The following is a 24,957-nucleotide window of genomic DNA, read 5'->3' as shown; positions in this document are numbered from 1 at the left end:
CGGCGCACGGCCGTGCGCGCCGCGCCGCGCCAGCGCCGGCGCTCACATGGACCAGCGGAGCCCGGCGTAGCGCGGGCCGATGACGAGCTCGGGCGGCGGCGCCGGCGTGGAGGCAGCCTGCTTCTCGGGCTGCACCGGCACCTTGCGGCCGCCGATGATGGCGAGCGGGATGCCGACGCCGGCGAGGACGAGCCCGCCGACGACGAGCCCGACCCCGGCGCCTTCCGCGTCGTCCTCCTCGTAGACCGTGTCGTCGGCGAACGGGTCGCTGGAGGTGTCGTACCCGCAGCTGTCGCCGGAGCACGAGGGGGTGGAGGCGATCACCAGGCCCCCGCCCAGGAGGGCGATGGTGCCGAGGCTCGTCAGGACGATGCCGGTGACCATCATCCCCTTGCTGCGGCGCTTGGTCAGCGGCGCAGCCGGGGGCGCCGGCGCGTGCGCGGCGACCGGCGCGAGCGGGGCGCCGCTCGCTCGCGGCGCGGCGGGGCCGCCCGGAGGGGGCGCGGCGGCGCCCGCAGGCGCGGGGGGGCCGCTCGGCGGGAGCGCGGCGTCGCGCGCCGGCGCGCCCGCGGGCAGCGGCGGGATGGCCAGCGTCTCCGAGGCGCCCGCCCGGGTGAGCTCCACGGATCTCGCGAACGGCGCTCGGCCGGCGGCGGAGGCCTCGACCGTGTGCTTCCCGGGATCCACGGGCACCGGCGTGCCCCACTGCGCGCGCCCCACGAGGGCGCCGTCGCGCTTCACCTGGAGGTCGGCCGGGGAGTCGGCCGGCGCCGTGATCGTCAGCCGGATGAGCCGCGGCTCGAGCGCGGCGGCGCGCTGCCGCGCGACCTTCTCGCGCTCCAGCTGGCCGGCGGCCCTCGACGCGCCGGCCACCTCGAGGAACATCGACCAGGCGCTCGCCGTCCGGCCGAGCTGCTCGTAGCAGGCCGCGAGGTTGAACTGCGTGCCGATCCCCGGGTCGAGCCGCTGGCTCTCCTCGAGCTTGGGGCACGCGTCGCCGTATTTGCCCTGGGCCATCAGCTGCTTGGCCGCGTCGAACAGGGCCTGCGCGGCCGCCGTGTCGGCCCTCGCGTCGCGGCCGCCCGAGAGGAGGGCGGCAAGGAACATCGCGAGCGCCAGCAGGCGCCCGAGGTGCTTCACGGGCAGGCTCGTCATGGTGGTGTCCTCACTTGCGATCGTCGAACAGGTTGCCGCCGGGCGGCGCAGCGGCCGGGGCGGCGGGCGGCCGGGTGGCCGGCGCCTGCTGCGTGGCGTGCGTGGTGGCCGGGGGGCGCGGTGCGGCGCTCGGCCGGCGCGGCGCCGCGGGCTTGCCGCTGGCCGGCGCCGCGGGGGGCGCAGGGGCGATCTCGGCCGGGACCGGCGCCGCCGTGCGGTCGTCCGCCGGCGCGGGGGCCTCGGCGCCGCCGGGCGTGACGGTCGGCGAGAGCGACGCGGGCGCGGTCGCCGGCTGTGCCGTGGCGTCCGCCGGCGACGGCGCGGCCGAGGCGCTGGCGGCCGGCTCGGTCGCCGCGCCCTCGCCGCGCGAGCGGGACGTCAGGAACGCGAAGACCGCCACCGCGGCGAGCAGCGACACGCCGGCGCCGGCCGCGACGGCGAGCCCCACCGGCCTCTTTCGCGTCACGACCGTCCCGCTCCACGTCGGCGAGGTGTTCAGCGACGTGTTCACCACGGTCGGCGAGGTCACCCCGCTCGCCGAAGGGAGCTCCGGCCGCGGGGGCCCCGAGCTCCGCGAGATCCCGCTGATCCGGTCGATGGAGAGCCGGGCCCGCCCGGTCGCGAACGGCGCGAGCGCCTCGGCCAGCTCCCCGACGTGGCGGTACCGCTGCTCCGGCAGCTTCTCCAGGCACTTGCGGATCACCGCCTCGAGCGCCGGGGGCACGTCGGAGCGGAACGCGGCGAGGGGGCTCGGGATCCCCTGCATGATCGCCACGCAGAGCTGCGGCATCGTCGCGCCGTCGAACGGCGGCGCGCCGGTGAGCAGCTCGAACAGGATGACGCCGAGCGCCCAGATGTCGGTGCGCGCGTCGACGTCGCGCGAGGACTTGAGCTGCTCGGGCGACATGTAGAGCGGCGACCCCATGATGGCCTTCGTGTCGGTGATCCGCGGGTCGGAGCCGCCGGTCGCCACCTTCGAGATCCCGAAGTCGAGCACCTTCACGCACGGGGAGCTGTCCGCGCGCCGCGTGAGGAACAGGTTCGCCGGCTTGAGGTCGCGGTGGATGATGCCCGCGGCGTGCGCCTCGGCGAGCGCCTCGCAGGCCTGGAGGACGTACTCGACGGCCGCCTGCGGGGTCATCGGCCCGCCCGCGCGGAGCGCGTCGGCGAGGTCGCTGCCCGACAGGTACTCCATCACCATGTACGGCGTGCCGGAGTCGAGCGTCCCGACGTCGGTCACGCGCGCCACGTGCTCGCTCTTGACCTTCACCGCGGCGCGCGCCTCGCGCACGAAGCGCTCGGCGAGCGTGCGCGACTTCGCCGCCTCGGGCAGGAGCAGCTTGATCGCGACCCGCTCCTCCAGCTGGAGGTGGGTCGCGGCGACGACGACGCCCATCCCGCCGGCGCCGATCACCCGCTCGACGCGGTACTTCTCGGCGATGACCTGCCCCGGTCGCACCAGCCCTTCGGCTTCGTCGTGTGTCGGCCCGGTGCTCGTCATGGCTCGGTCCCCTCGCGCGCCGGACCGCGGATCCCGTGAACAGCGCGATCTTTGCGGAAAATCGGGTGCAAAGCCAGCCCACGATAGCCGCCGGGCGTACGGCGATCAATCTCGGGGCTGGGCTCCGTCGCGCCGGCGCGGCCCGCGCGCCGTCGGGTTCGTGCGCCATCGCCAGCGGCCAGCGCGCGGCCCCGCCCGTGCCCGCGCGCCGTGGCGTCCCCATGTCCCTGCCGGCCGCCGCCAGGACGCTTCCCCCGGCCGTGAATCCGGGAGAACATCGCTCACCTCATGGAGCACGGTTACCCCGGCGGCGCGAGCGAGCGGCGCCAGCGGATCCTCGAGGCGACAGAGCGGCTCCTCCGCCGGTACGGGCCTGCCAAGACGACCGTCGCCGACATCGCGCGCGAGGCCGAGATCGCGGTCGGCGCCGTGTACCTGGAGTTCGCCTCGAAGGACGCCATCGTCGAGGAGCTCTCCCAGGGCGAGCACCGCGCCGTCATGGCCGCGATGCGCGCCGCCGCGGCCCGGGACGACGTGCCCTTTTGCGACCGGCTGCGGGCGGTGTTCGACGCCCGCGCGCGCGCCTTCCTGGAGCTCGCCGGCTCGGGCGCGCACGCGTGCGATCTCGTGCATTGCCAGAGCCGCGCCGTGAAGGCCGCCCACGCCCGCTTCCTCGACGAGGAGCGCGCGCTCCTCCGCGATCTCGTCGCGCGCGGCGCCGGCGCCGGCGCGCTCGACGCCGCCGACCCCGAGCTCACCGCCCGCGCCCTCCTGCGCGCCTATGCGAGCTTCGCTCCTCCGTGGCTGTTCCAGGGCTCCCGCGAAGAGGTCGAGGCGATGCTGTCCGCGGTCCACCGGATCGTCCTTTACGGCCTCGTCGGCCGCGGGCCCGCCCGCGAGCCGGGGGGCTGACGCCGCGCCGTCAGCCTCCGGGCCTGCGCAGGCTCGCGGACTCGGATACGACCCAGTCCCTGAAGGCGGCCACCGGCTTTCGCCGCAGGCTCGCGCGCGTGCTCACGAGGTAGTAAGCGAGGCCCGTCGGCAGCGCCGGGAGCCTCGGAAAGAGCAGCACCAGGCGGCCGAGATCGAGCTCCGCGGCCGCGAGCGACCAGCGCGCGAGCGCCACCCCCTGACCGCGCACCGCCGCGTCCACCAGCATCGACGAGTCGGTGAGCTGGCTCTGGCGCACCCGGGCCGGCAGGCGGCGCGAGCGCTCGCGAAACCAGCGGCCCCAGGCGTCGGGGTGGTCGTCCCCGAGCAACACCTCGTGGCTCAGGTCCTCGACGCGCCAGCGCGCGCGCTTGCTCGCGACGCTCGGCGCGGCGGCCACGATCAGGGCGTCGTCCGCCAGCTTGACGGTCAAAAGGCCAGGGTAGCTGCCGAGTCCATAACGGATGCCGATGTCCACCGGCTCTCTCGCGAGATCGACGAGGCGCTCGGTGGCGGAGATGCGCACGTCCACCTCCGGGTGGCTCACAAGGAACTGCCCGAGCCGCGGCACGAGCCAGCGCGCCCCGAACGACGGCGTGACGCTGACCGACACGGCGGGCCGCGCGTCCGCGGCGGGCCGCCGCAGGCGGGCGTTCGCCTCGCGCAGCCGGGCGAACACGACGCCCAGCTCCGCAGCCCAGCGCTCGCCGTCCTCCGTCAGGCTGATGCCGCGCGGCGAGCGCCGGAACAGCGCTGTCTCCAGCGTGTCCTCGAGGGCGCGGATCTGGTGGCTGATGGCCGTCTGGGTCACGCCCAGCTCGCGCGCCGCGTGGGTGACGCTCGAATGGCGCGCCGCGGCCTCGAACGCCTGAAGGGCGGTGAGCGACGGCAGCGGCGGAGGGCGATCCCCCGGGGCGGGGCTGGTCATGAGAATTTCTCATGTACCATGGAAAACATTCGTTCGCTCGTCCAGGCGCGCCGCGGTATCGCGGGAGTCATGAAGCTCTACCGACTCCGATATAGCCCCTTCGCCCGCAAAGTTCAGATGCTGCTCGACCTCCTGGGCCGCCCGTACGAGCTGGTCGAGGTGCCGTACGATGATCGCGACGAGCTGGCCCGCGTGACCGGCGGCTATATCTACGTGCCGGTGCTGGTCGGCGACGACGGCCGGGTGACGGTCGAGTCGCGGCGGATCTGCGAGCTCCTGCTCGAGGACCCTGCCGCCCGGCGCTTGACGTTGGATGTCCTCGAGGGCCCGGTCTGGGCCTACGCGGACTTCTGCGACGGACCGCTGGAGGACGTGCTCTTTCGAATCGCGTCGCCGCGCATCCGCGACGCCTGGGAGCGGCCGGGGCAGCGCGCCCTGTACACGCTGATCAAGGAGCGCAAGTTCGGCGCTGGCTGTATCGAGCAGTGGGAGCGCAACACCCCGGCGCTGCTCGAGCGCGCGAGGACCCTGCTCGCGCCCACCGTCCGGACGCTGAAGCGATCGCCGTTCCTGTTCGGCGAGGCCCCGAGCCTCGCGGACGCGGCGCTTTACGGCAACCTGGCGATGTTGTTCGAAGCGGACCGGGCGCTGCCCGGAGCGCTGGCGGCGGAGCTGCCGGGGTACATGTCCCGGCTCGAGCGGCTCATCCCGTCGCGGTGAGCCCGGGCTCCCCCGCCGCGCTGATTGCCCCGCTTCGCGGAGTTCACCCGTTCGGCGGTCAGGAGCGGGGCTGTGGGGATGAGAGCGCGCAACTTGATGAGGCGCACGATGCGGCGCGCTTCGAGCTCAGGGCTCTGTGCGCCCGGGGAGCGCCCCGCGGCTCAGGTGCAGACGCCCTCGACGCACTCGCTGCCGCTCGGGCAATCGCACGACGCCTCGCAGGAGATGGCCGGCTCCGGCGGGGGCGCGCAATAGCCACCCTCGCACGACTCGCCCTCGGGGCACTCGCACGAGGCCGCGCACGGCGTCTTGCAGAGCCCCTCGACGCACACGTCGCCGCTCGGGCAGTCGCAGGACGCCTCGCAGGCGCCCGCGGTTCCTGGTGAGCTTTCGCCGCCGCCGCTCGCGCTGCTCTCGCCGCCGCTGCTGCTCGCGCCGTCCTCACCGTCGGGCTCCTCGGTGTCCTCCTCCGGGTCCGGGCGCTCGAAGTCGGGAGCGTCGGGGGCCCCGGGCGCATCGACACAGTCGTCGTCCCAGTAGCAATCGTCGCCAGTCTCGATGTAGCAACCGACCGTCGTCATCGAGAAGACGGACAAAGAGAGACCGAGACCCCACTCGAAGGCCGTGCGCATGTTCATAGTTCCTCACTCCTGATCAGCGATGGATCCAGGGCAGCGGCGCGGCTCGTCGGCGCGGCGCCCTCTGCCCACTCGGAGCTGCGTGCCCGCTGCCGCGCGCTCCGTTCAACGGGTCGCGCGCCTGCGCACGATCTCGACGGTCGCCGGTCCGGAGCTCCCGGGCGGCGGGATGGACCCCGGCGGTCGATCGCGCCCCCTGGCCGTCGATTTCAGTCGTCCGGATCCCCGGCGGTCGATTTCGCCGACCGGGGTTGAACGTTCCCGACCCCTCCGGGCACGAAACCGACGCGCCGACCATGAACGCTCTCCTCCACGCCGGGCACGACGGGGTGTGCCTCACGCCGACCCGGGCTCTCCGACGCTTGTTGATGGCACACGGGCAACGCCGCCGAGCGCGTTCGGGTGTAACGATGATGGCGCAGGGATGGACGGAGATGGGACGGAGCGAGCAGCGGGTTTCCCGGGGGCACAGCCGTCCGGCGACGCCGAGCCCCCGCGCGCCGGGGAGAGGTGGCGCCCGATGAAGACCATGGCGCTCCTCATGCCGCTCTTCTTCTCCCGCGGCGCCGAGCGCGCGCAGGACGCGGAGGAGGAGCTCGTCGAGCGGCTGCGGCGCGGGGACGCCGCGGCGGTCGGCGAGGCGTACGACAGGCACTACGGCGCGGTGCGCGGGTTCGCTCGCCGCCTCACCGGCGACGACGCGTCCGCCGAGGACCTGGCCCACGACGTCTTCATCAGCCTGCCGCAGGCCGCGCAGCGGTTCCGCGGCGGCTCGTCGCTCAAGACGTTCCTCATCGCGATCGCGGTCAACCACGCCCGCCACCACCTCCGCGCGGCGGCGCGGCGCCGCGCCGCCATGGAGCGGCTCGCCCTGGAGCCGGACGAGGAGCACGCGTCGAGCCCCGAGCGGGAAGCCGGCCGCGCCGCGCTCGCCCAGGCCCTGAACCGCGCCCTCGACGCGCTGCCGACGGCGCAGCGCGTGGCGTTCGTGCTCTGCGAGGTCGAGGAGCGCAGCGCGCGAGAGGCGTCCGAGATCATGGGCGTGCCCGAGGCCACCGTGCGCACGCGGCTGTTCCACGCCAAGCAGAAGCTCCGTACGCTGCTGGAGGAGAGGGCCCCATGAAGGACGACGTGCTCCGCGAGGCCGCGCGCGCCCTGCGCGCGGAGGCAGACGCGTCGCGCGGCCGCCGCGACGAGACGCGCGCCCGCGTGATGAGGAGCCTGAAGGCCCAGCGGGCCCGCCGCCTCGCGATGGTCCGCGTGGTGGTCCCGCTGGCCGCCGTGCTCGTCGGATCGGTCGCGTGGGCCTCGGCCGCGCGCTGGTTCCCCGGCGGCTGGGACGACCTCACGTCGCGGCTCGGGCTGCGCGTCTCCGAGGCGCCCACCATGCCGCCCGCGCCGCCCCCGCAGCGCGCGCTGTCCGGGCCGCGGCACGCGGCCGAGGCGCCCGCGCCGCCTGCGGCCGAGGCGAGCGCGGAGGCGGTCGCGCCTGCGCCGCCGCCGCCTGCGCCGCTCGCGGAGCCCCCGATCGCCCCTGCGCCGCCGCGCGCGCCGGTGCTGGCGGTCGCGCCGGTCCGGTCGGCCTCGCGCCCGGTCGCGCCGGGCGCCGCGCGCCAGCCGACCGCGCCGCGGCCGGCTGCGGGGGATCCGCAGGCCATCGAGCGTCCGCCGGCCGGCCCCGACGCGGACGCGCTCTACCAGGCGGCGCACCGCGCGCACTTCGTCGAGCGCAACCCGGCGGCCGCGCTCGACGCGTGGAACGCGTACCTGGCCGCCGCCCCGCGCGGCCGCTTCGCGGTGGAGGCCCAGTACAACCGCGCCCTCTGCCTCGTTCGCCTCGGCCGCAAGGACGAGGCGCGGCGGGCGCTCGATCCGTTCGCGCAGGGCGCCCTCGGCGGCTACCGAAAGGACGAGTCGCGCTCGCTGCTCGAGGCGATGCGCAGCGCGGACGAGTGAACGTCGCGGCGCGTGAACGAACGCGCCGCGAGCGGGCACAGCACGGTCGATGAACACACCCGCCCTCGCACCTCTCCCCGCGCCGCGGCGGGGCTCGCCGCGCCGTGACCGGAAGACGTCCGCGCGCGGCGCAGGCCTCCGCGCGGGCGTCCTCCTTCTGCACGCGCTCGCGGCCGCGGGCGCCCTCGCCGCGGTCACCGCGCCTCCCGCGCCCGCCCTCGCCGAGGAGCCGAGCGCCGCGGGCGTCGAGCTCGTCGTCGACGGCGCGCCGTGGACGCTCGATCCCGACGCGGTGCGCGCCGCCATCGGGCGCGAGCTCGGCGCCGACGTCACGCTGGCCCGCGCGGCGACCGCCGGGCGCTCCACGCTGGTCCTCCGCGGCGAGCCCGACGGCCGCGTCACGCTGAGCTACAGCGCCGCGGACGGCCGCCGCATCGAGCGCACCATCGACGTCCCGGAGGATCCCGATCGCGCCGCCGAGGCGATCGCCCTGCTCGCGGGCAACCTCGTCCGGGACGAGGCGGCGGAGCTCGCGGCGGCGCTCGGCAAGCGCCCGCCCGAGGCGCCGCCGGCGGCGCAGCCATCGCCTGCGGCGCCCCCCACGCCTCCCGCCGCCGGCCGGCCGACGCCGCCTCCCCGCGCCGCGCGCCCCGCGAAGGCGACGCGCCCCGCCCCCGCGCCACCGGAGCCTCCTCGGTGCGTGCTCCCCGGCGCGAAGGTCGTCCGCCTCGGCGCCGACGTCTTCCCGTTCGTCGGCACCTCGACCTTCGACGGCACGAACGTCGTCCGCCGCTACTCGCTGAACCTCGTCGCCGGGTACACGGCGGGCGTCGCGGGCCTCGAGCTCGGCGTCGGGGTCAACATCGCGTCGTCGTTCCTGTGCGGCGCGCAGCTCTCGTCCGGCGCCAACCTCGTGCTCGGTCCGGCGCGCGGCGCGCAGATCACGATGGGGCTCAACGTCGCCGGACCGCTCTGGGGCGCGCAGGTCGGCTCGTTCAACGTCGCCGTCGGCCCGGTCACGGGCGCGCAGGGCGGCGTGATCAACGTCGCCGTCGGCGCCGTGGACGGGGCGCAGCTCGGCGTGGCCAACGTCGCGGCGGGCGCCTCGACGGACCTGCAGCTCGGCGTGGCCAACGTCGCCGTGAGCGACGCGACCGACGTGCAGGTCGGCGTGGCCAACGTCGCCACGGGCGCAGCGACCGACGTGCAGGTCGGCGTCGTCAACGTGGCCGCGGGCAAGTCGACAGGCACGCAGATCAGCGTGGCCAACGTGGCCGCGGGCGCGTCGACAGGCCTGCAGATCGGGCTCCTGAACGTCGCCACCGGCAAGGTGGGGGGCGCGCAGATCGGCCTCGTCAACTACGCCGACGACTCGCCGTTCTCGCTCGGGCTGTTCAACTTCATCCGCAAGGGCCGCCTGCACGTGGACGTCTGGGGGCTCGAGTCCGGCATCGTGATGGCCGGCCTCAAGAACGGGAGCGACCACATCCACAACATCTACGGCGTCGGCCTTCGCACGATCGGCAACCGCCCTCTCCTGGTCTCCGCGCTCGGCCTGGGCGGCCGCATCTCCATCCACCAGCGCGCCTATATCGACCTCGACGTGCTCGGGTACACGCTCCACGAGCCCTCGACGCTCGAGCCCGCGGCCACCATCGCGCAGGCGCGCGCGCTCCTCGGCTTCCGCCTCTTCCCCGAGCTCGCGCTCTTCGGGGGTCCCAGCGTCAACGTCGCGTTCAGCGGCACCCCGAAGGACGCCCAGCTGAGCCCGTACGGCAGCGCCCCCCTCGGCTCCGACGCCAGCAGCACCGAGCGCGCCTGGCCCGGCCTCGTGCTCGGCGTACAGGCGTTCTGATCCAGCCGTCGCGCTCGTCGGCGGGGCGGGTTGACGGACGCGTGAACGAATTTACTTTTCGTTCATCGATTCATGGAGCTCGCCCGAGCGGTTGCTCGCGGCGGTCTACGTGAGCCCATCCGCGCGCTGCGCCGCCCTCACGGGCGGAGGGGCGGCGCGCTGTCCACGCAGTCCACCCGACCTTCGACCGATCCGGCAGGGATGGCGCGAGCCGACCGCTGCCACAGGAGTTCGCATGAGCCAGCTTCGCAGCGGCGCCAGCGCGCCTCGTTCGCCCTTTCCCCTGCTCCCGCTCCGCACCGGCGTCCTCTTTCCCGGCACCGTGCTCACGCTCCCGGTGGGGCGCCCCCGCTCGGTGGCGCTGCTCAACGCCGTCCACGCCGGCGACGTGATCGGCGTCATCGCGCAGCGCGATCCGAAGCGCGAGGATCCGCGGCGCGAGGACCTCCACGACATCGGCACGTTCGCGCGCGTCGTCGACGTCTCGCGCGTCTCGAACGGCTACCGGCTGGTGATCGAGGGGCTCGATCGCTTCGCGCTCTCGGCCCTGGTCGAGACCGAGCCGACGTGGCGGGCCGAGGGCACCCTCGCGCCCGAGTTCCTCGGCGACGCCGAGGAGGCGCGCCTGCTCGCGGCGTCGCTGCGCGAGCGTGCCCGCGAGGTCGGCCCGAAGACGGGGACGAACCTCGCCGAGATCGCCGCCACGAGCCGGGCGGAGCCGGGCGTCTTCGCGGATCAGGTCGCCGGCGCGCTCGGCCTGCCCACCGAGAAGGAGATGGAGGTGCTCTCCGAGCTCCGCGTGGTCCCTCGGCTCCAGCGGGTCGCCGGCCTGCTCGCCGAGGCGTCCGCGCTGGCGGACCTCAAGAAGAAGATCGACGGCGACGTGCGGCGCGAGCTCGGCAAGGGCCAGCGCGAGGCGATCCTCCGCGAGCAGCTCCGGGCCATCCAGAAGGAGCTCGCGGGCGGCGAAGAGGGCGAGGACGAGCTGGCGGTCCTCCGGCGGCGCCTCGACGAGGCCGGGCTCCCCGAGGAGGCGCGCGCGGTCGCCGATCGGGAGCTCCGCCGGCTGGAGTCGGTCGGCCCGCAGAGCGCGGAGCACAACGTGATCCGCACGTACCTCGAGTGGATCGCGGACCTGCCGTGGAGCGCGAGGGCGGAGGTGAAGGACGACCTCGACGCGGTGAAGGCGAAGCTCGACGAGGATCACCGCGGCCTCGACGACGTGAAGCGCCGCATCCTGGAGCACATGGCGGTGATCAAGCTGACCGGGAAGGCGCGCGCGACGATCCTGTGCTTCGCGGGCCCGCCCGGCGTGGGCAAGACCTCGCTCGGCCAGTCGATCGCCGACGCCACGGGCCGCCCGTTCGTGCGCATCTCGCTCGGCGGGGTGCACGACGAGGCGGAGCTGCGCGGCCACCGGAGGACGTACGTCGGCGCGCTGCCCGGCCGGATCGTGCACGCGCTGAAGAAGGCCAAGGTGAAGAACCCGATCGTGCTCCTCGACGAGGTCGACAAGCTCGGCGCCGGGTGGCGGGGCTCGCCCGAGGCGGCGCTGCTGGAGGTCCTCGATCCGGAGCAGAACCGGACGTTCGTCGACCACTACCTGGAGCTCCCGTTCGATCTGTCGGAGGTCGTCTTCCTCTGCACGGTGAACGATCTCGGCGCGCTCTCGGCGCCGCTGCGGGACCGGCTCGAGGTCATCGAGCTGTCCGGCTACACGCCGGACGAGAAGATCGCGATCGCGCGGTCGCACCTCGTCCCGAAGCAGCTCAAGGAGCACGCGATCGACCCGGGGTCGCTGTCGATCACGGACGAGGCGCTCGCGGCGATCGTGCGCGACTACACGCGCGAGGCCGGGGTGCGGCAGCTCGGCCGCGAGATCAAGAAGCTCTGCCGGGCGGTCGCGCTGGAGATCGCCCGCGCGGCGGACGGCAAGGCGCCGCGCGTGGTGGTCGAGGCGGGCGATCTCGGGGCGTACCTTGGCAAGGTCCGGTTCTTCAGCGACGTGGCGGAGCGGACGAGCGTCGCTGGCGTCGCGACCGGGCTCGCCTGGACGCCGGTGGGCGGGGACATCCTGTTCATCGAGACGTCGCGGATGCCGGGGAAGGGGAGGGTCGAGATCACGGGTCAGCTCGGCGACGTGATGAAGGAGTCGGCGAAGGCGGCGCTCACCTACGTGCGCAGCCACGCCGTCGAGCTCGGCGTCGACACGGCGAAGCTCGAGGCGGAGGACCTGCACATCCACGTCCCTGCGGGCGGCGTGCCCAAGGACGGGCCGTCCGCGGGCGTGACGATGTTCACGGCGCTGACGTCGCTCCTCTCCGCGCGGCGCGTGCGCTCGGACACGGCGATGACGGGCGAGTGCACGCTGCGCGGGCGGGTGCTGCCGGTCGGCGGGATCAAGTCCAAGGTGCTCGCGGCGCACCGCGCCGGGATCAAGCGGGTAGTCCTGCCGCAGAAGAACGCGCGCGACGCCGAGGAGATCCCGAAGGAGGTGCGGGCCGAGCTGGAGCTCATCTTCGTCGAGGACATGAGCCAGGTGATCGCGGCGGCGCTGGAGGAGGCGCCGATCGAGGCCGCGGGCACGGGCGGCGCGGCGGGGGCGGCGGCGGGGGAGCCGGCGGCGGCTGCGTAGCGAGCGGAGAGGGAGAGGGGGCTGAACCGAGCCGCCGCGCCGGCGGGGGGCTGTGCGCGGCGGCGCGCGGGTGGGCGCTCGGCCATCCGCCAAGACCGGGGCGGGAGAGCTTGCGCTGAGAACACCGCCCGGCATGTCTCACTTCGGGCCATGCCTTCTGAGACGTTCCGTCGCGCGCCACACAAGGCGCGCCTGGGACGTGGAGCCTCCTGAGAGATTATGGCACCTCGTTCGGTGCTCGCCGCGCCCACCCGCGCGCCGCTGCGCACAGCCCCCCGCCGGCGCTCACGTTGTTTTATGGGCGCTGTTGGCAGAAGGGCGCGCAGGAAGACGTGCGGACGCGATTCATGACGTCGGCGCGAGCGCGGCCAGGGCGGCCTCGACGGCGAGCGACTTGACCTTCTCCATCGGTACGTCGGTGAACTCGATGACGCAGTCGGAGAGGCCGCCGATCGCGACCACGGCGCGGGCGCGGGCGGCGAGCGAGGGGCGGGGGCCGATGAGCAAGCGCATCAGGCGGCGGCGCCACTCGATCATGCGCATGCCGAGGTCGAGGTAGGCGAGCGTCGCGAGGTCGCGGACCACCATCGTGAGGGTGTCGCGGTGGCGGTGCAGGAGATCGAAGTAGTCGGCGAGCAGGACGCGCGAATCAGGCTGCGGGCCCCCCTCGCGCTCGGCGACGAACGCGTCCATTTCCGCGAGCAGCGGCTCGACGATGCTGGCGACCAGCGATTCGCGCGAGTCGAAGTGGTAGTAGAGCGCGGGCTTGGTGATGCCGAGGTGATCGGCGATCTCGCGCAGGCTGGTCCGCTGGACTCCCTGGCGCGCGAACAGCTCGCGCGCCACCGCCTGGATTCGCGCCTTGGTGTCGGAGGGCCGGGCTCGGGGCACCTGCGCAGCGTAGCCGCTTACTTACCGTTCGGTAAGCCTTGTGCAAGACGGGGCCGCATGATTACCTATCGGTAAGTAAGGAGGGGCCCATGGAGATCCTCATTTCGGGCGCCAGCATCGCCGGTCCGGTGCTGGCGTACTGGCTCGAGCGGCACGGGTTTCGGCCCACGGTGGTGGAGCGCGCGCCGACGCTGCGCAAGACGGGCGGCCACGCGGTCGACCTGTTCCGGCCGGCGATGGACATCGTCGAACGCATGGGCGTGCTGGCGCGGGTCGTGGCCAAGAAGACCGGCACCGAGCGCATGACGATGCTGCGCGAAGGGGTGCAAGGGCAGGTCGACATCGACGTCGGCCGGTTGATGCACGCGGTGTCCGACCGCCACGTCGAGATCATGCGCGACGATCTCAGCGAGATATTCCACGACGCGACCCGGGGCGACGTCGAGTACGTGTTCGGCGACTCGATCGCTTCGCTCGCCGAGGACGAGGCCGGGGTCGACGTGACGTTCGAGCGCGGCGCGCAGCGGCGCTTCGATCTGGTGATCGGCGCCGACGGGCTGCACTCGAACGTGCGGCGGCTGGTGTTCGGCGAGGAGCGGCGGTTCACCCGCTTCATCGGCGCCTACCTCGCGGTGATCTCGATCCCCAACTACTTGCAGCTGCGCGACCACGCGATCGTGCTCGGCGGGGTCGGGCGGATGGCGGCGATCTACGGCTCGCACACGATCGACGACGCGCGCGCGGTGTTCCTGTTCCGCAGCCCGCGCGAGCTCGATGTCCACCACCGGGACGTCGCGCGGCAGAAGCAATTGCTGCGCGAGGCGTTCGCCGGGGCCGGCTGGGAGGTGCCGCGGCTGATGGCCGAGCTCGATCGGACCCCGGCGTTCTACTTCGACTCGATCACGCAGCTGCGCATGGACTCGTGGTCACGCGGGCGCGTCACCCTGACCGGGGACGCCGGCTATTCGCCGGGGCCGGCGGTCGGCGGCAGCACCAGCCTCGCGGTGGTCGGCGCCTATATCCTCGCCGGCGAGCTGGCCGCGGCCGGCGGCGACCACGCGCGCGCGTTCCAGGCCTGCGAGCGCAAGCTGGCCGACTACGTGCGCCGCAGCCGGGTGTTCGCGCTGAACGCCGCCAGGCGCCTGGTCCCGGGCAGCAGGTTCGAGCTGTGGGCGACGGCGCAGATCGGCCGCCTGGTCAGCGTGGCGCCGCGCGGGGTGTCGCGCGCGCTGGCCAAGCTGAGCAGCCGCGGGGTCCGGCTGCACGACTCGATCGCGCTCAAGGAGTACGCGCGCGCGCCGGCGGCGGTCGCGCCGCCCTAGAAGAGCTCCCCGATGCGCCGCAGGAAGCCGCCGCTCGAGAAGAGCGCGCGCATGCCTCGCTTGAACCAGCTGTACGACGCCGCCGTGTAGGGGAACCAGGTCGGGTCCTTCGAGCCCAGCGCGATGCGGTCCGCGTTGATGTGCTTGACGTCGCACATCTGCCGGAGCCCGTCCTCGCCCATCACCCGACCGAAGCCGCTCTGCTTGACCCCGCCGAACGGCGCGTCGGGGAGGGCGCCGTTCATGAGCACGTCGTTCACCAGCACGCTGCCGGCCTGCAGGCGCTCGGCGAGCCGGCGGGCGTGATCGGTGTCCTCCGAGAAGACATAGGCGTTGAGGCCGAGGTGCGACTCGTTCGAGAGGCGGATCGCCTCCTCCTCGGTCGCGACCTGCATGAACGGCACGACCGGCCCGAAGATCTCCTCGGTCATCACCGTCATCGCATGATCGCAGCCCGCGAGGATCGTCGGCTCGAAGAACTGGCCCTGCCCCGGCGCGCGCTTGCCGCCGGCCTTCACGGTCGCCCCCTTGTCGACAGCGTCCTTGATGTGCCGCTCGGCGACGTCGATCTGCGGCGGGAAGATGATCGCCCCCACGTCGACGAACTCCTTGCCCGGATCACCCTGGTTCAGCCCCTTCGTGATCTCGACGGTGCGCTCGAGCAGCCGATCGTGGATCTCGCGGTGCGCATAGACCCGCTCCACCGCGACGCACACCTGCCCCGCGTTCGCGAAGCCGCCGAAGACGATCGCCTGCGCCGTGCGCTCGATGTCCGCGTCCGCGCAGGCGATGAGCGGCGCCTTGCCGCCGAGCTCCATCACGCACGGGATGAGGCGCTCGCCGCAGGCGGCGGCGACCTTCCTCCCGGTGCCGACGCTGCCGGTGAACAGGAGCATCTGGATGCCGCTGTCGATGAGCGCCGCGCCGGTCGGCCCGTAGCCGGTGACGACCTGGAAGAGATCCTCGGGCATGCCCGCGCCGTCCCAGATCTCCTTCTGCTTGAGCGCGATGAGCGGCGTCACCTCGCTCGGCTTGAGCACGGCGGCGTTGCCGGCGACGATCGCCGCGAGCACGTCGCGCAGCGCGAGCTGGAACGGGAAGTTCCACGGCGAGATCACGCCGACCACGCCGCGGGGGACGTAGTGGACCCAGCTGCGCCGGTGCTTGAAGAGGTGGAGCTTGATCTCGTGCGGCTCGAGCGCCTTCGGCGCGATCTGCGCGAAGTACGTCGCCATGTCGGCCGCGACCAGGACCTCGTGCAGCAGCGCCTCGTGGCGCGGCTTGCCGCACTCGCGCGAGAGCAGATCGACGATCTCGTCCGTGCGATCGACGATGGCGTCGCGGAAGCGAAGGACGCGCTGGCAGCGCTCCTCCACGGGCAGCGCGCCCCACGCCTCCTGCGCGCGCCGCGCCCGGGCGACCGCGGCACGCACCTCCTCGGCGCTGGTGTTCGGAGCCTCTCCAAGGAGCTCCCCGGTCGCGGGCGCGTAGCTGCGGATCGCCGCGCCCCCGTGCCCGTTCATGCCAGGACCGCTGCCGTTGCCCCCGATCGGGCGCTCGCTCACCACCTGACCCATGTTCGATCCCTCCGCCTGTCGAGCCCGCGTCGCTTGCCGGATCGCCTCCGTGGCTCGCTGCTCGACGCCGGGACCCTACCCTTCCCGAGAAGGTACAGCAAATGAGCATTTGCGCTGTTTCCCGATGAATCCCGACGATTTTCCGCATGATCGCGGTCGATCCGGCCCACCGACATACGCTGTTGCGCTGCGGACAAATGGTGAGCACACCCTGGTTGCGCCAGGGGGGACCGGCGCCGCAGGCCGCGCCGGTGTGCCCGGGTGAGCCTGGTCGGCGTCTCGGGCGGACTCTCGGCATGACGTCGGCGAGTGGAGCCGCTATAGGCGGACCCCGACATGTTGGAACAACGAGAACTCGATCTCATCGCGGCAGTCGAGCATCCGGATCCGCACCACGTGCTCGGCGCGCACGAAGACGGGGACGACCTGGTGGTCCGCGTCTTTCGGCCGGACGCCACCGAGATCGCGGTGATCCCGGGCGATCCCAGGCTCCGGAGGCAGCCGATGGAGCGCGTCCACCCCGCGGGCCTCTTCGAGGCGCGCTTCCCCGGCGTGTCCTACCCCGCGGACGGACGCTTCCCGTACCAGCTCGAGCTGCGCTTCGCGGACGGCAACGCCTCGGTGGAGCTCGACCCGTACGCGATGCCGCCGACGCTCGGGGAGATCGATCGCCACCTCCTGGCCGAGGGGCGGCACTGGGAGCTCTACCGGGTCCTCGGCGCGCACGTGCGCGAGGTGGACGGGGTCTCCGGGACGTCGTTCGCGGTCTGGGCCCCGAACGCGCGGCGGGTGAGCGTCCTCGGCGACTTCAACCACTGGGACGGCCGCCGCCACGCGATGCGCCGGATGGGCGAGGGCTTCTGGGAGATCTTCATCCCGGGCCTCGGCGAGGGCGCGCTCTACAAGTACGAGATCAAGACGCCGGAGGGGCACCTCACGGTGAAGACCGATCCCGTCGCCCAGGCGATGGAGCTCCGGCCGGCCACCGCCTCGCGGGTCTACACGAGCCGCTACGCGTTCCAGGACGGCGACTGGATGCAGGAGCGCGGCAAGATCGACTCCCGCAAGAAGCCGCTCACGATCTACGAGGTCCACGCCGGCTCGTGGCGGCGCGTGCAGGGCGAGGGCCCGCCGTACGAGGGCGGGATGCGCTGGATGACGTACCGCGAGCTCGCCGACCACCTCGTCGAGTACGTGGCCGAGCTCGGCTTCACGCACATCGAGCTCATGCCGGTCATGGAGCACCCCTTCGACGGGTCGTGGGGTTACCAGGTGGCGGGCTACTTCGCCCCGACCAGCCGCTTCGGCGATCCCGACGACCTCCGCTACTTCATCGACCGCTGCCACCAGCGGGGGATCGGCGTGATCCTCGACTGGACCCCCGCGCACTTCCCCAAGGACGCGTGGGCGCTCGGGCGGTTCGACGGCACGGCGCTCTACGAGCACCTCGACCCGCGCCTCGGCGAGCACCGCGAGTGGAACACGTACATCTTCAACTACGGCCGCCACGAGGTGCGGAACTTCCTTGTGGCCAACGCGCTCTACTGGCTCGACGAGTTCCACATCGACGGCCTGCGGGTCGACGCGGTCGCCTCGATGCTCTACCTCGACTACGCCGCGCAGGGCGGCGACTGGGTGCCGAACCGGTATGGCGGCCGTGAGAACATCGAGGCCATCGACTTCATCCGGGAGCTGTCGAACCGGGTGCACGAGCGCTGTCCGGGCGCGATCCTCTGCGCGGAGGAGTCCACCGCCTGGCCGTCGGTGACCCACGCGACGTACGTCGGCGGGCTCGGCTTCGACTTCAAGTGGAACATGGGGTGGATGCACGACACGCTCGACTTCTTCAAGCACGAGCCCATCCACCGCGCCTTCCACTACCACCAGCTCACGTTCGGGCTGATCTATGCCTTCTCCGAGAAGTTCCTCCTGCCGCTGAGCCACGACGAGGTCGTGCACCTCAAGCGGGCGCTGCTCTCGAAGATGCCCGGCGACTACTGGCAGATGCTGGCGAACCTGCGCGCGCTCTACGGCTACATGTGGGCGCACCCGGGCAAGAAGCTGCTCTTCATGGGCGGTGAGATCGGCCAGTTCGCCGAGTGGAGCGAGAAGACGGAGCTCGACTGGGGCCTGCTCTCGGTGCCCGAGCACGCGGGGCTCAAGCGGCTCGTGACGGAGCTCAACGCGCTCTACAAGAAGTATCCGGCGATGTACGAGCTCGACGACGAGCACCACGGCTTCCGGTGGATCGACTGCACGGACCACATGCAGACCGTGATCTCGTTCATCCGCTACGGCGACGGCGCGGGAGATCAGATGTCGCCCTCGGGCACGCACGTCGTGTTCATCGGCAATTTCACGCCGGTCCCGCGCCATCACTACCGGATCGGCGTCCCGCGGCGCGGCGCCTACCTGGAGGTGCTCAACACCGATGCGGTCCAGTACGGCGGCAGCGGCGTGGGCAACCTGGGTCGCGTCGAGGTCGAGGACGTCCCGAGCCACGGGTTCCCGCAATCCATCGTGCTCTCGCTCCCGCCGCTGGGGGTGCTCTGGCTCGTCCCCGAGCAGGACGCGCCGGGCTGAGGCCTCGTCCGGCGCGCTGGTAACCAGGTCCCCGGGGCGCCTTCGCTCGTCGGGGCGAGCGCGCGCCGCGCGGGGCGCGCGCGGCGGTTTACTGGGCCTGGGCCTCGTCGGCCGGCGCTGCCTCGCCTCGCCGCGAGCGCCTCGGCAGCCACATGTCCACCGTCGAGACGACCGCCATGGCGCCGAGCGACAGCAGCATCGCCACGCCGGAGATGGGCATCAGCGCCGCGGCGCCGGGCGCGCTCCGGATGAGCCATGGCGCCGCGATGTGCAGCCCGCTCGTGACGACGGCCGCCGCGACGCCCGCGGTGTGGAGCCACGACGGCAGGCGCGCGAGCAGCCAGAGGTGCGCGAGGATCAGCACGTAGACCGGCACCGAGAAGAGGTGGAAATGCGTCACCTCGAGCAGCTTCCGCTCGGAGATCTGCTCGACAAGGACGCGCGGCGCCTCCGGCGTTCCGGGGAGATCGAGCTCCGGGCCCAGATCGAGCGCGGGCCCCTCGGCTGCCGCGGGCGCCTGGGTCGGGGCAGGCGGCGGCGCGGCGACCGCCGCGCCCGCGTAGTACGCGGCGGCCCCCGCGTCCTGCACCATCGCCCCGTAGAGGCGCCACGACACGAGCAGCCCGAGGACCGACGCGAGCGCGAACGCCGAGTAGAGGAGCTTCGCGCCGAGCGAGAGCGACCTCAGCCGACCGGCTGAAGCTGTGAAATCCCTCACGGCCCGCCGCGCTTCAGCGCGAGCTGGAGGACGAGCGCGTCGCGCTTGACGCCGAGCGCCACGGAGCGGGACGAGATGGATGCGCCCGACACGATGTCGATGTCCTTGCCCGCGGTGATCGGGTCGCCCGCCGTCTTGCCGCGGAACTGGGCGCGGAACCGATCGCCGCGGACCTCGTCGCCGTACGCCTCGCGGTACTCGAGGATCTCGATGCGCTCCACCGCGCCGGCCGTCGAGAACTGCACGGCGAAGTCGATCGGCTCGTGCATCCCCTTCTCTTCGTCCTTGATCGCGTAGCCGTCGATCTTGCCGTCGGACTCCGCGACGTACACCACCCACTCGCGCTTGACCGGCGCCCCCAGCTTCTTGCCGAGCTCCTGCGCCTCCGCGTCGCCGAGGACGACCTTGCGATAACCGACCTTCTTCGAGCTCGCGAAGAAGCTCTTCAGGACGGCAGGGACCGTCCAGTACGTCGCGCCGTGGGCGGGCAGCGCCGCCAGGATGAACGTGAGCGCCGCTGCTGCAGCGAAGTGGGCGGCGCGGAGGTCACGAGAAGGACGCATCAAAGCTCCGACGAAGCTGTCATTCGTGAAAGTCAAAGTCAACGGCGTTTGGGCCGCGGATTTGCGGCGCGGGCGTCAGCTGCGTCAGTCGCGCACCTGCACGTCCAGGTAGCGCTCGGCGTTCAGCGCCCACGCTTCCGGGCTGCGGCCGGCCTCGACGTGCGCCACCGCGTCGGCCGCGATCGCGGCGCAGTGATCGAGGTTGCAGTGCAGGAAGAGCGCCTGCCGCCCGAAGGGGACCACGCCGAGCGCGGCGGCGCGGCGCATCGCGGCCCGCCAGTCCCGCAGCCAGCCGCGCCGGTAGAGCGGGTACACGCGGGGCACGAAGCGCTGTCGGGCCTCGAGCGGCGCCACCCCGCGCGGGGCGATGCCCGCGCGCACGAGCTGGTCGAGCAGCGCCTCGAGCGGCGGGCCCGAGGCGAAGTCGCGCCCGCTCCCCCAGGCCCCCTCGGGGATCTCGACGCACAGCACCGTCTCGCCCGGGCGGCGGAGATCGGGCGCGTAGTTCTGCAGCTCGGAGACGCGGCCGAACCAGAAGCGCGGGTCGGGGCAGTAGTACGTCTCCGGGGCGCCGAGCCGCGCGCGCGGGTACGCCAGGTAGACCAGGTAGAGCCCGCGGTGCTCGAGCGGCGCGTCGGGCACGAGATCCGCGAGATCGCCGGCGAACAGGATCGGCGCCGCGCCGGCGCGCGCGCCCGCCCCGGCCAGGCCGAGGGCGGTCCCGCACTCGGCCTCGACGCCGGCCTCCGCGAGGCGCGCCTCGAGGTACGTGATGAGCGACGAGATGCCCGCCGGCGGGTAGATGAACCGCGCGAGATCCGCCGAGGCGCCGCTGCGGCCGCGGGCGAGCCCCTGGAACAGCGCGAGCGGGCTCGTCGTGCTGATCCGCTTCTTCGCGACGGTCTGGGAGAGCTCGGACGGCGGGATGCCCCAGACCTTCTCGGCGTAGGGCCGGTAGAACGACGCGTAGGCCGCCGCGCCGACGCGGTCGCGCACGAACCGCTCGAAGCCGACGTCCTCGCCGGCGCGGGCGCGGTCGTGCTCCCAGCGGGCGAAGGCCGCGCGGCGGCCGCGCTGCGCCACGAACCCGAGGCCCATGGCGGCGCCGGCGCGGAGGCCGAGCGCGCGGAGCATCGAGGGCGCGCTCGGCGGGTAGGGGACGTGGCGCTCGCCGAGCACGAGCACCCCGCGGCGCGGGCGCGAGAGGAACGGGGAGCGCGCGTGCACCTCGCGGAAGAGCGGCTGCTCGAGGGCGGCCGGGTGGAGCCGGTGCGAGCCGAGATCGCACGGCAGGCCGCGGAACGTCTCGGCGCCCGCGAGCCCGCCGGCCCGCGCCGCGCGCTCGAGGAGGCGCACGCGCCGGCCGGCCCGCGCGAGCAGCAGCGCGGCGTAGAGGCCGGAGATGCCGGCGCCGACCACGAGGCGCTCGGGCCCGGCGTCGTCTGGGCGGAGTGACATGGTGTGCCCGCGTCCGGCGCGCTCAGTACATGAAGCCGAGGCCGACATTGAGCTGCGTCTGGTCGAACCCGAGGGTGCGGTCGCGCAGCTGGTAGTCGGCCTTCACGACGACCCCCTGGGTCGGCCGGTACGAGGCGCCGAGCGTGAGCTCGCGGACGCCGTACGAGGCGTTGGCCTTGTAGCCCTCGGGCACCGCGGACTGCGTGTCGTACGCCTCGACGCGCGCGAACGGCAGGAGCTCGTGGCCCACGCCGAGCGGGCGGAGCACGTCGAACGCGGCCTCGACATAGCCGCCGCGGATCCGGGTGGCCACGGGGCTCGTGGGATCGATGAAGTTCGGCGCGCCGCTCTCGTTGAACGAGACCATCAGGGCGCGCGCCTCGGGCAGGCGCCACTCGGCGAACAGGAGCCGCGTCTCCAGGCCGCTCCTGCGCCAGCGCGCGTCGAGCGACCAGCCGAGGACCGGGATCGACAGGTCCACCGGGGTGCCATCGCGAAGGAAGAACTTGCCCTCGCCGTTCGGGCCGGCGTCGCTCGCGTACACCGACGCGCCCGCGACGACCCCGAGCAGCGGCTCGGCCTCGACGCGCGCGACCGCCGCCCATGCGTTGGCGCGGGCGAGCCCGCCGTTCTGCCGCCCGCCGGCGAGGCCGCCCGCGCGGAAGCCGAGCGGATCGAGGCCGGTCATGGCGTAGGCCTCGAAGCGCAGCCAGTCGAGCGGCTGCCCGAACGCGCCGATCCCGATCTCGCGCCACGTCGAGGGGATGACGAGGGTGTCGACCTTGGGCCTGACCACGCCGTGGAACACCGGCGGCTCGTGCCACTGGTTGATGATCCCCATCGGGACGAGCACGAGGCCCGCGCGCAGCCCGAGGGCGCGGCCTGCCGCGTTCCACTCGATGTAGGCCTGCTCCAGCTCCGCGGCGCCCGGGCAGCTCGCGCAGGAGATCGAGTGTTCCACCTCGAGCTCGACGTAGGACCGGATGTCGGCCGTGAACTCGTGCGCCACGAAGAGCACGAGCCGGGGGATGTCGGCGACCCACGCGCGCTCGCCCTCGCGGCCGGTCGTCGTGCCGCGGACATGCACCTCGCCGTAGCCGCCGACGGAGGTGCTGCTGGCGCTCGCCCCGGCGCTGCGGAACCGCTGCTCGGTCAGGCCGCGGACGAGCTCGTGCTCGGGCGCCTCTCCGGCGCCGAGGCCGACGGCGGGCTTCCGAGGCTCCGGCGGCGGCGCGGCGTGCTCGGGCGCCAGGTCGAGGACCGGGCCGTCCGGCGCGGGCTGCGCGGCGGGGGCGGGCGCAGGCTGCATGGCAGGCGCAGGCTGCATGGTGGGCGCAGGCTGCATGGTGGGCGCAGGCTGCATGGTGGGCGCAGGCTCCCCCGCAGGCGCAGGCTCCCCCGCAGGCGCAGGCTGCGTGGCGGGCGCGGGCTGCGCGGCGGCGGCGAAGGGCAGCAGCGCGCCGAGGACGGCGCCCGCGGAGCGAGGCCACAGGGACGTGATCGCTTTCATGACGAAGACCGGGAGCCCGGGGGGGGCGGGAGTCTTCGCGCCCTTGAAAACGGAGGTCAACCTCGTTTTCAGCGAGGGGGCGCGCCGTGGGGCGCGCGCGAGAGCGCGCCGCCTGCCGGAGGTCCGGCGGGCAGCGCCTCGAGCAGGGCGAGGTCGCTCCAGAGCGCGTCGACGTAGCGCGAGCGCGGGCGCGCGAAGCGGAGCGCGATCGCGTAACCGCGGTCAGCGAGCGCGTCGCGCGCCTCCTGCGACAGCGCCTCGCTGGTGATGAGCGCGCCGCCCGGCCCGGCCTGCTCGACGCCGCGGACGAGCGCGGCGTCGTCGCGGACGCGAACGGGCAGCCGGCCCGGCGCGCCCTCCTGGATCATCCGGTCGAGGTCGCGCGTGAGCACCGGGCGCGGCGGCGCGGCGTCGTCGCGGAGGAAGCGCACGATCGCGGCCGCCGGCGAGGGCGCCTCGTGCTGGCGAGCGAGCGAGATCGCGTCGGCGAGCCATTGCGCCGCGAGGGCCGCGACGAGGGCGAAGGGCGCGGTGGCGCGGAGCGCGCGGTGGCGCGGAGCGCGCTCCGCCGCGGGGCGCGCCGCCGAGAGGGCCGCTGCGCCGGCGGCGATGGCGACGAGGAGGAGCGGGACGAGCGGGAGCCAGTGCCGCGGCTTGTAGGCGATGTTTTGCCCGAGGAGCGCCCAGAGGAAGTAAGCGAACGCGGCGGCCCAGAGCTCGGGCTGCTCGCGCAGCGCGCGCGCGGCCCGCTCTCGCGACGCGACCTGGAGCGCGCCCGCGGCGAGGAGCGCGATCAGGAGCGGCGCGCCGAGCCAGCGCGCCGCCGGCGCGTCGGGCCACGCTCCGCCGAGCCCGTTGGCCCAGATCCCCCAGATCACGCCGCGGAGGCGATCGAGCGGCGACGAGACGGTGATCGCCGTCCCTCCCCAGCGGGTGAAGTGCCCGAGCCCCTGGACCCACGTCGTCGCGACGAGGTCGCGCGGCGTCGCGATCAGCACGAGCGGCACGAGCCACGCGAGCGCGCCGGCCGCGAGGTCGCGGCCGCGCGCGAGCCACGCGAGGCGGCCGCCCTCGCCGCGGGCGATGACGGCGAGGCAGGCGAGCGCGAACGGGAAGTAGGAGAGCCGCACGCCGAGCCCGACGCCGAGCAGTACGAGCGCCCAGGAGCGCGTGCGCGCCGCCGCGGCGGCGGCATCCAGCGGCGCGGCCGGAGCGGCCGCCTGCGCGCCGCGGGGGCGCCGCGCGCGGGCGCACAGCCAGAGCGCCGCGGTCACCACCGCGGTGCCGGCCATGTCGCTGAGGAGCTTCTCGGACGACAGCCAGAGGAACGGCGACGCGAGCGCGAGGACCCCGGCGAACACCGCGGCGCGCCGCCCGGCGACGTCGCGCGCGAGCAGGGCGGTGAACGCGACGGCGGCCGCGCCGGACGCGGCGCTGACGAGGGCGAGCGCCGCGCGCGGCGTCGCGCCGAGCAGCGCGAGCCCCTTCGCCGCCGCGACGAACACGGGGTAGTACGGCGCGTGCGGGCGGAGCGCCGCCACGTCGAACCGCTCCACGCCGAGCGCGAACCGGAGCGCGTCGATGTCCTCGTCGTGATCGATGCGGAAGAGCAGGCGCGAGGCGAGCGCGGCGGCGGTGAGCGCGGCGATGGCGAGGAGATCGCGCCGCTCTTCCCTCACGAGCCCGAGCCGGATCCCGAGCCGGGCGCGTGCGTCGGCGCGCCGCAGTCCGGCTGATCCACGCTGGCCGCCCCGGCGCTCGTGGTGGCGCCCGAGCCGGACCCCGAGCCGGGGAGCGGCGCCGCCGGCGTGTCGCACTGATCGAACAGCTCCTCGCCCGCGTAGTCGAGGCACGCGGTCGCGAGCGACGCGACGACGAACGTGGCGCCCGCCACGACGAACACGGTGCGAAACGATGCCCAGGAGCCCAAGCCAGCCACGCAAGCACCGTGCCGCTGACCCAAATGACTGTCAAGCGCGTGTGTCCCCCCAGGTTGCGCCTGCGCGGCGGGCGGAGC

General features: G+C 73.8%; 20 protein-coding genes. 8 read left to right on the top strand and 12 right to left on the bottom strand.

The genetic code is table 11. The features are described from left to right. Window positions 1–42: 42 nt before the first annotated feature. Window positions 43–1,155: a hypothetical protein gene (locus tag WMF27_RS22625; protein ID WP_437766822.1), complete on the bottom strand. Its 1,113-nt coding sequence runs from the start codon at window positions 1,153–1,155 to the stop codon at window positions 43–45. Window positions 1,156–1,165: 10 nt separating this feature from the next. Further along, window positions 1,166–2,656: a serine/threonine-protein kinase gene (locus WMF27_RS22620; protein ID WP_437766823.1), complete on the bottom strand. Its 1,491-nt coding sequence runs from the start codon at window positions 2,654–2,656 to the stop codon at window positions 1,166–1,168. Between the two features lie 288 nt (window positions 2,657–2,944). Between WMF27_RS22620 and WMF27_RS22615 the strand changes: the two genes are divergently transcribed. Further along, window positions 2,945–3,568 (top strand): TetR/AcrR family transcriptional regulator, encoded by a 624-nt coding sequence (locus WMF27_RS22615; RefSeq protein WP_437766824.1) that lies wholly within the window; start codon window positions 2,945–2,947, stop codon window positions 3,566–3,568. Window positions 3,569–3,578: 10 nt separating this feature from the next. Here WMF27_RS22615 and gcvA read toward each other — a convergent pair whose 3' ends face one another. Continuing rightward, entirely contained in the window at window positions 3,579–4,514 is a 936-nt protein-coding gene (gcvA, locus tag WMF27_RS22610; protein ID WP_437766825.1) for a transcriptional regulator GcvA, read from the bottom strand. A gap of 69 nt (window positions 4,515–4,583) precedes the next feature. Between gcvA and WMF27_RS22605 the strand changes: the two genes are divergently transcribed. Beyond that, complete coding sequence (locus tag WMF27_RS22605) at window positions 4,584–5,234, top strand: glutathione S-transferase family protein (protein ID WP_437766826.1); 651 nt, start codon at window positions 4,584–4,586, stop codon at window positions 5,232–5,234. Between the two features lie 161 nt (window positions 5,235–5,395). Here the strand turns inward: WMF27_RS22605 and WMF27_RS22600 are convergent, their stop codons facing one another. Then, window positions 5,396–5,866: a hypothetical protein gene (locus WMF27_RS22600; RefSeq protein WP_437766827.1), complete on the bottom strand. Its 471-nt coding sequence runs from the start codon at window positions 5,864–5,866 to the stop codon at window positions 5,396–5,398. Between the two features lie 526 nt (window positions 5,867–6,392). Here WMF27_RS22600 and WMF27_RS22595 point away from each other — a divergent pair. The 4 genes from WMF27_RS22595 to lon all read left to right on the top strand — a co-directional run bounded on the left by WMF27_RS22595 (window position 6,393) and on the right by lon (window position 12,318). Further along, window positions 6,393–6,995 carry an RNA polymerase sigma factor gene (locus WMF27_RS22595; RefSeq protein ID WP_437766828.1) on the top strand — a complete coding sequence of 201 codons (603 nt, stop codon included), beginning with the start codon at window positions 6,393–6,395 and terminating at the stop codon, window positions 6,993–6,995. Next, the gene (locus WMF27_RS22590; protein WP_437766829.1) at window positions 6,992–7,828 is read left to right on the top strand and encodes a tetratricopeptide repeat protein; all 837 of its coding nucleotides are present in this window, start codon (window positions 6,992–6,994) and stop codon (window positions 7,826–7,828) included. Before WMF27_RS22595 ends, WMF27_RS22590 begins: the two co-directional genes overlap by 4 nt. A 49-nt stretch (window positions 7,829–7,877) precedes the next feature. Continuing rightward, on the top strand, window positions 7,878–9,683 hold the full coding sequence (locus WMF27_RS22585; RefSeq protein ID WP_437766830.1) for an LA_2272 family surface repeat-containing protein: 1,806 nt from the start codon (window positions 7,878–7,880) through the stop codon (window positions 9,681–9,683). 235 nt (window positions 9,684–9,918) lie between these two features. Next, entirely contained in the window at window positions 9,919–12,318 is a 2,400-nt protein-coding gene (gene lon / locus WMF27_RS22580; protein ID WP_437766831.1) for an endopeptidase La, read from the top strand. Between the two features lie 345 nt (window positions 12,319–12,663). On the opposite strand, the gene WMF27_RS22575 is transcribed toward lon, so the two are convergent. Continuing rightward, window positions 12,664–13,209: a TetR/AcrR family transcriptional regulator gene (locus tag WMF27_RS22575; RefSeq protein WP_437766832.1), complete on the bottom strand. Its 546-nt coding sequence runs from the start codon at window positions 13,207–13,209 to the stop codon at window positions 12,664–12,666. Between the two features lie 89 nt (window positions 13,210–13,298). On the opposite strand from WMF27_RS22575, the gene WMF27_RS22570 reads away from it, so the two are divergent. Beyond that, window positions 13,299–14,531: an FAD-dependent monooxygenase gene (locus tag WMF27_RS22570; protein WP_437769814.1), complete on the top strand. Its 1,233-nt coding sequence runs from the start codon at window positions 13,299–13,301 to the stop codon at window positions 14,529–14,531. Here WMF27_RS22570 and WMF27_RS22565 read toward each other — a convergent pair. Then, the gene (locus WMF27_RS22565) at window positions 14,528–16,108 is read right to left on the bottom strand and encodes an aldehyde dehydrogenase family protein (protein WP_437766833.1); all 1,581 of its coding nucleotides are present in this window, start codon (window positions 16,106–16,108) and stop codon (window positions 14,528–14,530) included. The two genes, WMF27_RS22570 and WMF27_RS22565, sit on opposite strands and share 4 nt — an antisense overlap. A gap of 336 nt (window positions 16,109–16,444) precedes the next feature. Here WMF27_RS22565 and glgB point away from each other — a divergent pair, with 336 nt between their 5' ends. Then, window positions 16,445–18,691, top strand: a complete 2,247-nt coding sequence (gene glgB, locus WMF27_RS22560; protein ID WP_437766834.1) for a 1,4-alpha-glucan branching protein GlgB — start codon at window positions 16,445–16,447, stop codon at window positions 18,689–18,691. Between the two features lie 88 nt (window positions 18,692–18,779). On the opposite strand, the gene WMF27_RS22555 is transcribed toward glgB, so the two are convergent. From WMF27_RS22555 to WMF27_RS22530, 6 genes are all read right to left on the bottom strand, one after another. Beyond that, a complete protein-coding gene (locus WMF27_RS22555) occupies window positions 18,780–19,409 on the bottom strand; it encodes a hypothetical protein (RefSeq protein WP_437766835.1) in 630 nt (209 codons plus the stop codon). Further along, window positions 19,406–19,972, bottom strand: a complete 567-nt coding sequence (locus tag WMF27_RS22550) for an FMN-binding protein (protein WP_437766836.1) — start codon at window positions 19,970–19,972, stop codon at window positions 19,406–19,408. The genes WMF27_RS22555 and WMF27_RS22550 overlap by 4 nt, the downstream gene beginning before the upstream one ends. An 84-nt stretch (window positions 19,973–20,056) precedes the next feature. Further along, window positions 20,057–21,430, bottom strand: coding sequence for an FAD-dependent oxidoreductase (locus tag WMF27_RS22545; RefSeq protein WP_437944497.1), 1,374 nt, complete (start codon window positions 21,428–21,430; stop codon window positions 20,057–20,059). 22 nt (window positions 21,431–21,452) lie between these two features. Then, window positions 21,453–22,940 carry a hypothetical protein gene (locus WMF27_RS22540; RefSeq protein ID WP_437766838.1) on the bottom strand — a complete coding sequence of 496 codons (1,488 nt, stop codon included), beginning with the start codon at window positions 22,938–22,940 and terminating at the stop codon, window positions 21,453–21,455. Between the two features lie 68 nt (window positions 22,941–23,008). Beyond that, window positions 23,009–24,619 carry a hypothetical protein gene (locus tag WMF27_RS22535; RefSeq protein ID WP_437766839.1) on the bottom strand — a complete coding sequence of 537 codons (1,611 nt, stop codon included), beginning with the start codon at window positions 24,617–24,619 and terminating at the stop codon, window positions 23,009–23,011. Further along, window positions 24,616–24,843 carry a hypothetical protein gene (locus WMF27_RS22530; protein WP_437766840.1) on the bottom strand — a complete coding sequence of 76 codons (228 nt, stop codon included), beginning with the start codon at window positions 24,841–24,843 and terminating at the stop codon, window positions 24,616–24,618. The genes WMF27_RS22535 and WMF27_RS22530 overlap by 4 nt, the downstream gene beginning before the upstream one ends. Between the last annotated feature and the right edge of the window lie 114 nt (window positions 24,844–24,957).

Origin of the sequence: Sorangium sp. So ce281 (assembly GCF_051527395.1) — a bacterium.
In the GTDB taxonomy this organism is placed as follows: domain Bacteria; phylum Myxococcota_A; class Polyangia; order Polyangiales; family Polyangiaceae; genus Sorangium; species Sorangium cellulosum_B.
Note: the sequence above shows the minus strand (reverse complement) of the source record. Positions and strands in the feature narration are given on the sequence as shown.

Excerpts from the sequence above, each read along its gene's own strand:
- WMF27_RS22585 (WP_437766830.1), top strand. The coding sequence starts at position 7,878 with ATGAACACACCCGCCCTCGCACCTCTCCCCGCGCCGCGGCGGGGCTCG.
- WMF27_RS22545 (WP_437944497.1), bottom strand. The coding sequence starts at position 21,430 with ATGTCACTCCGCCCAGACGACGCCGGGCCCGAGCGCCTCGTGGTCGGC.
- WMF27_RS22540 (WP_437766838.1), bottom strand. The coding sequence starts at position 22,940 with ATGAAAGCGATCACGTCCCTGTGGCCTCGCTCCGCGGGCGCCGTCCTC.
- WMF27_RS22590 (WP_437766829.1), top strand. The coding sequence starts at position 6,992 with ATGAAGGACGACGTGCTCCGCGAGGCCGCGCGCGCCCTGCGCGCGGAG.
- glgB (WP_437766834.1), top strand. The coding sequence starts at position 16,445 with ATGTTGGAACAACGAGAACTCGATCTCATCGCGGCAGTCGAGCATCCG.
- WMF27_RS22565 (WP_437766833.1), bottom strand. The coding sequence starts at position 16,108 with ATGGGTCAGGTGGTGAGCGAGCGCCCGATCGGGGGCAACGGCAGCGGT.
- lon (WP_437766831.1), top strand. The coding sequence starts at position 9,919 with ATGAGCCAGCTTCGCAGCGGCGCCAGCGCGCCTCGTTCGCCCTTTCCC.
- WMF27_RS22615 (WP_437766824.1), top strand. The coding sequence starts at position 2,945 with ATGGAGCACGGTTACCCCGGCGGCGCGAGCGAGCGGCGCCAGCGGATC.
- WMF27_RS22570 (WP_437769814.1), top strand. The coding sequence starts at position 13,299 with ATGGAGATCCTCATTTCGGGCGCCAGCATCGCCGGTCCGGTGCTGGCG.
- WMF27_RS22595 (WP_437766828.1), top strand. The coding sequence starts at position 6,393 with ATGAAGACCATGGCGCTCCTCATGCCGCTCTTCTTCTCCCGCGGCGCC.
- gcvA (WP_437766825.1), bottom strand. The coding sequence starts at position 4,514 with ATGACCAGCCCCGCCCCGGGGGATCGCCCTCCGCCGCTGCCGTCGCTC.
- WMF27_RS22605 (WP_437766826.1), top strand. The coding sequence starts at position 4,584 with ATGAAGCTCTACCGACTCCGATATAGCCCCTTCGCCCGCAAAGTTCAG.
- WMF27_RS22550 (WP_437766836.1), bottom strand. The coding sequence starts at position 19,972 with ATGCGTCCTTCTCGTGACCTCCGCGCCGCCCACTTCGCTGCAGCAGCG.
- WMF27_RS22620 (WP_437766823.1), bottom strand. The coding sequence starts at position 2,656 with ATGACGAGCACCGGGCCGACACACGACGAAGCCGAAGGGCTGGTGCGA.
- WMF27_RS22600 (WP_437766827.1), bottom strand. The coding sequence starts at position 5,866 with ATGCGCACGGCCTTCGAGTGGGGTCTCGGTCTCTCTTTGTCCGTCTTC.
- WMF27_RS22625 (WP_437766822.1), bottom strand. The coding sequence starts at position 1,155 with ATGACGAGCCTGCCCGTGAAGCACCTCGGGCGCCTGCTGGCGCTCGCG.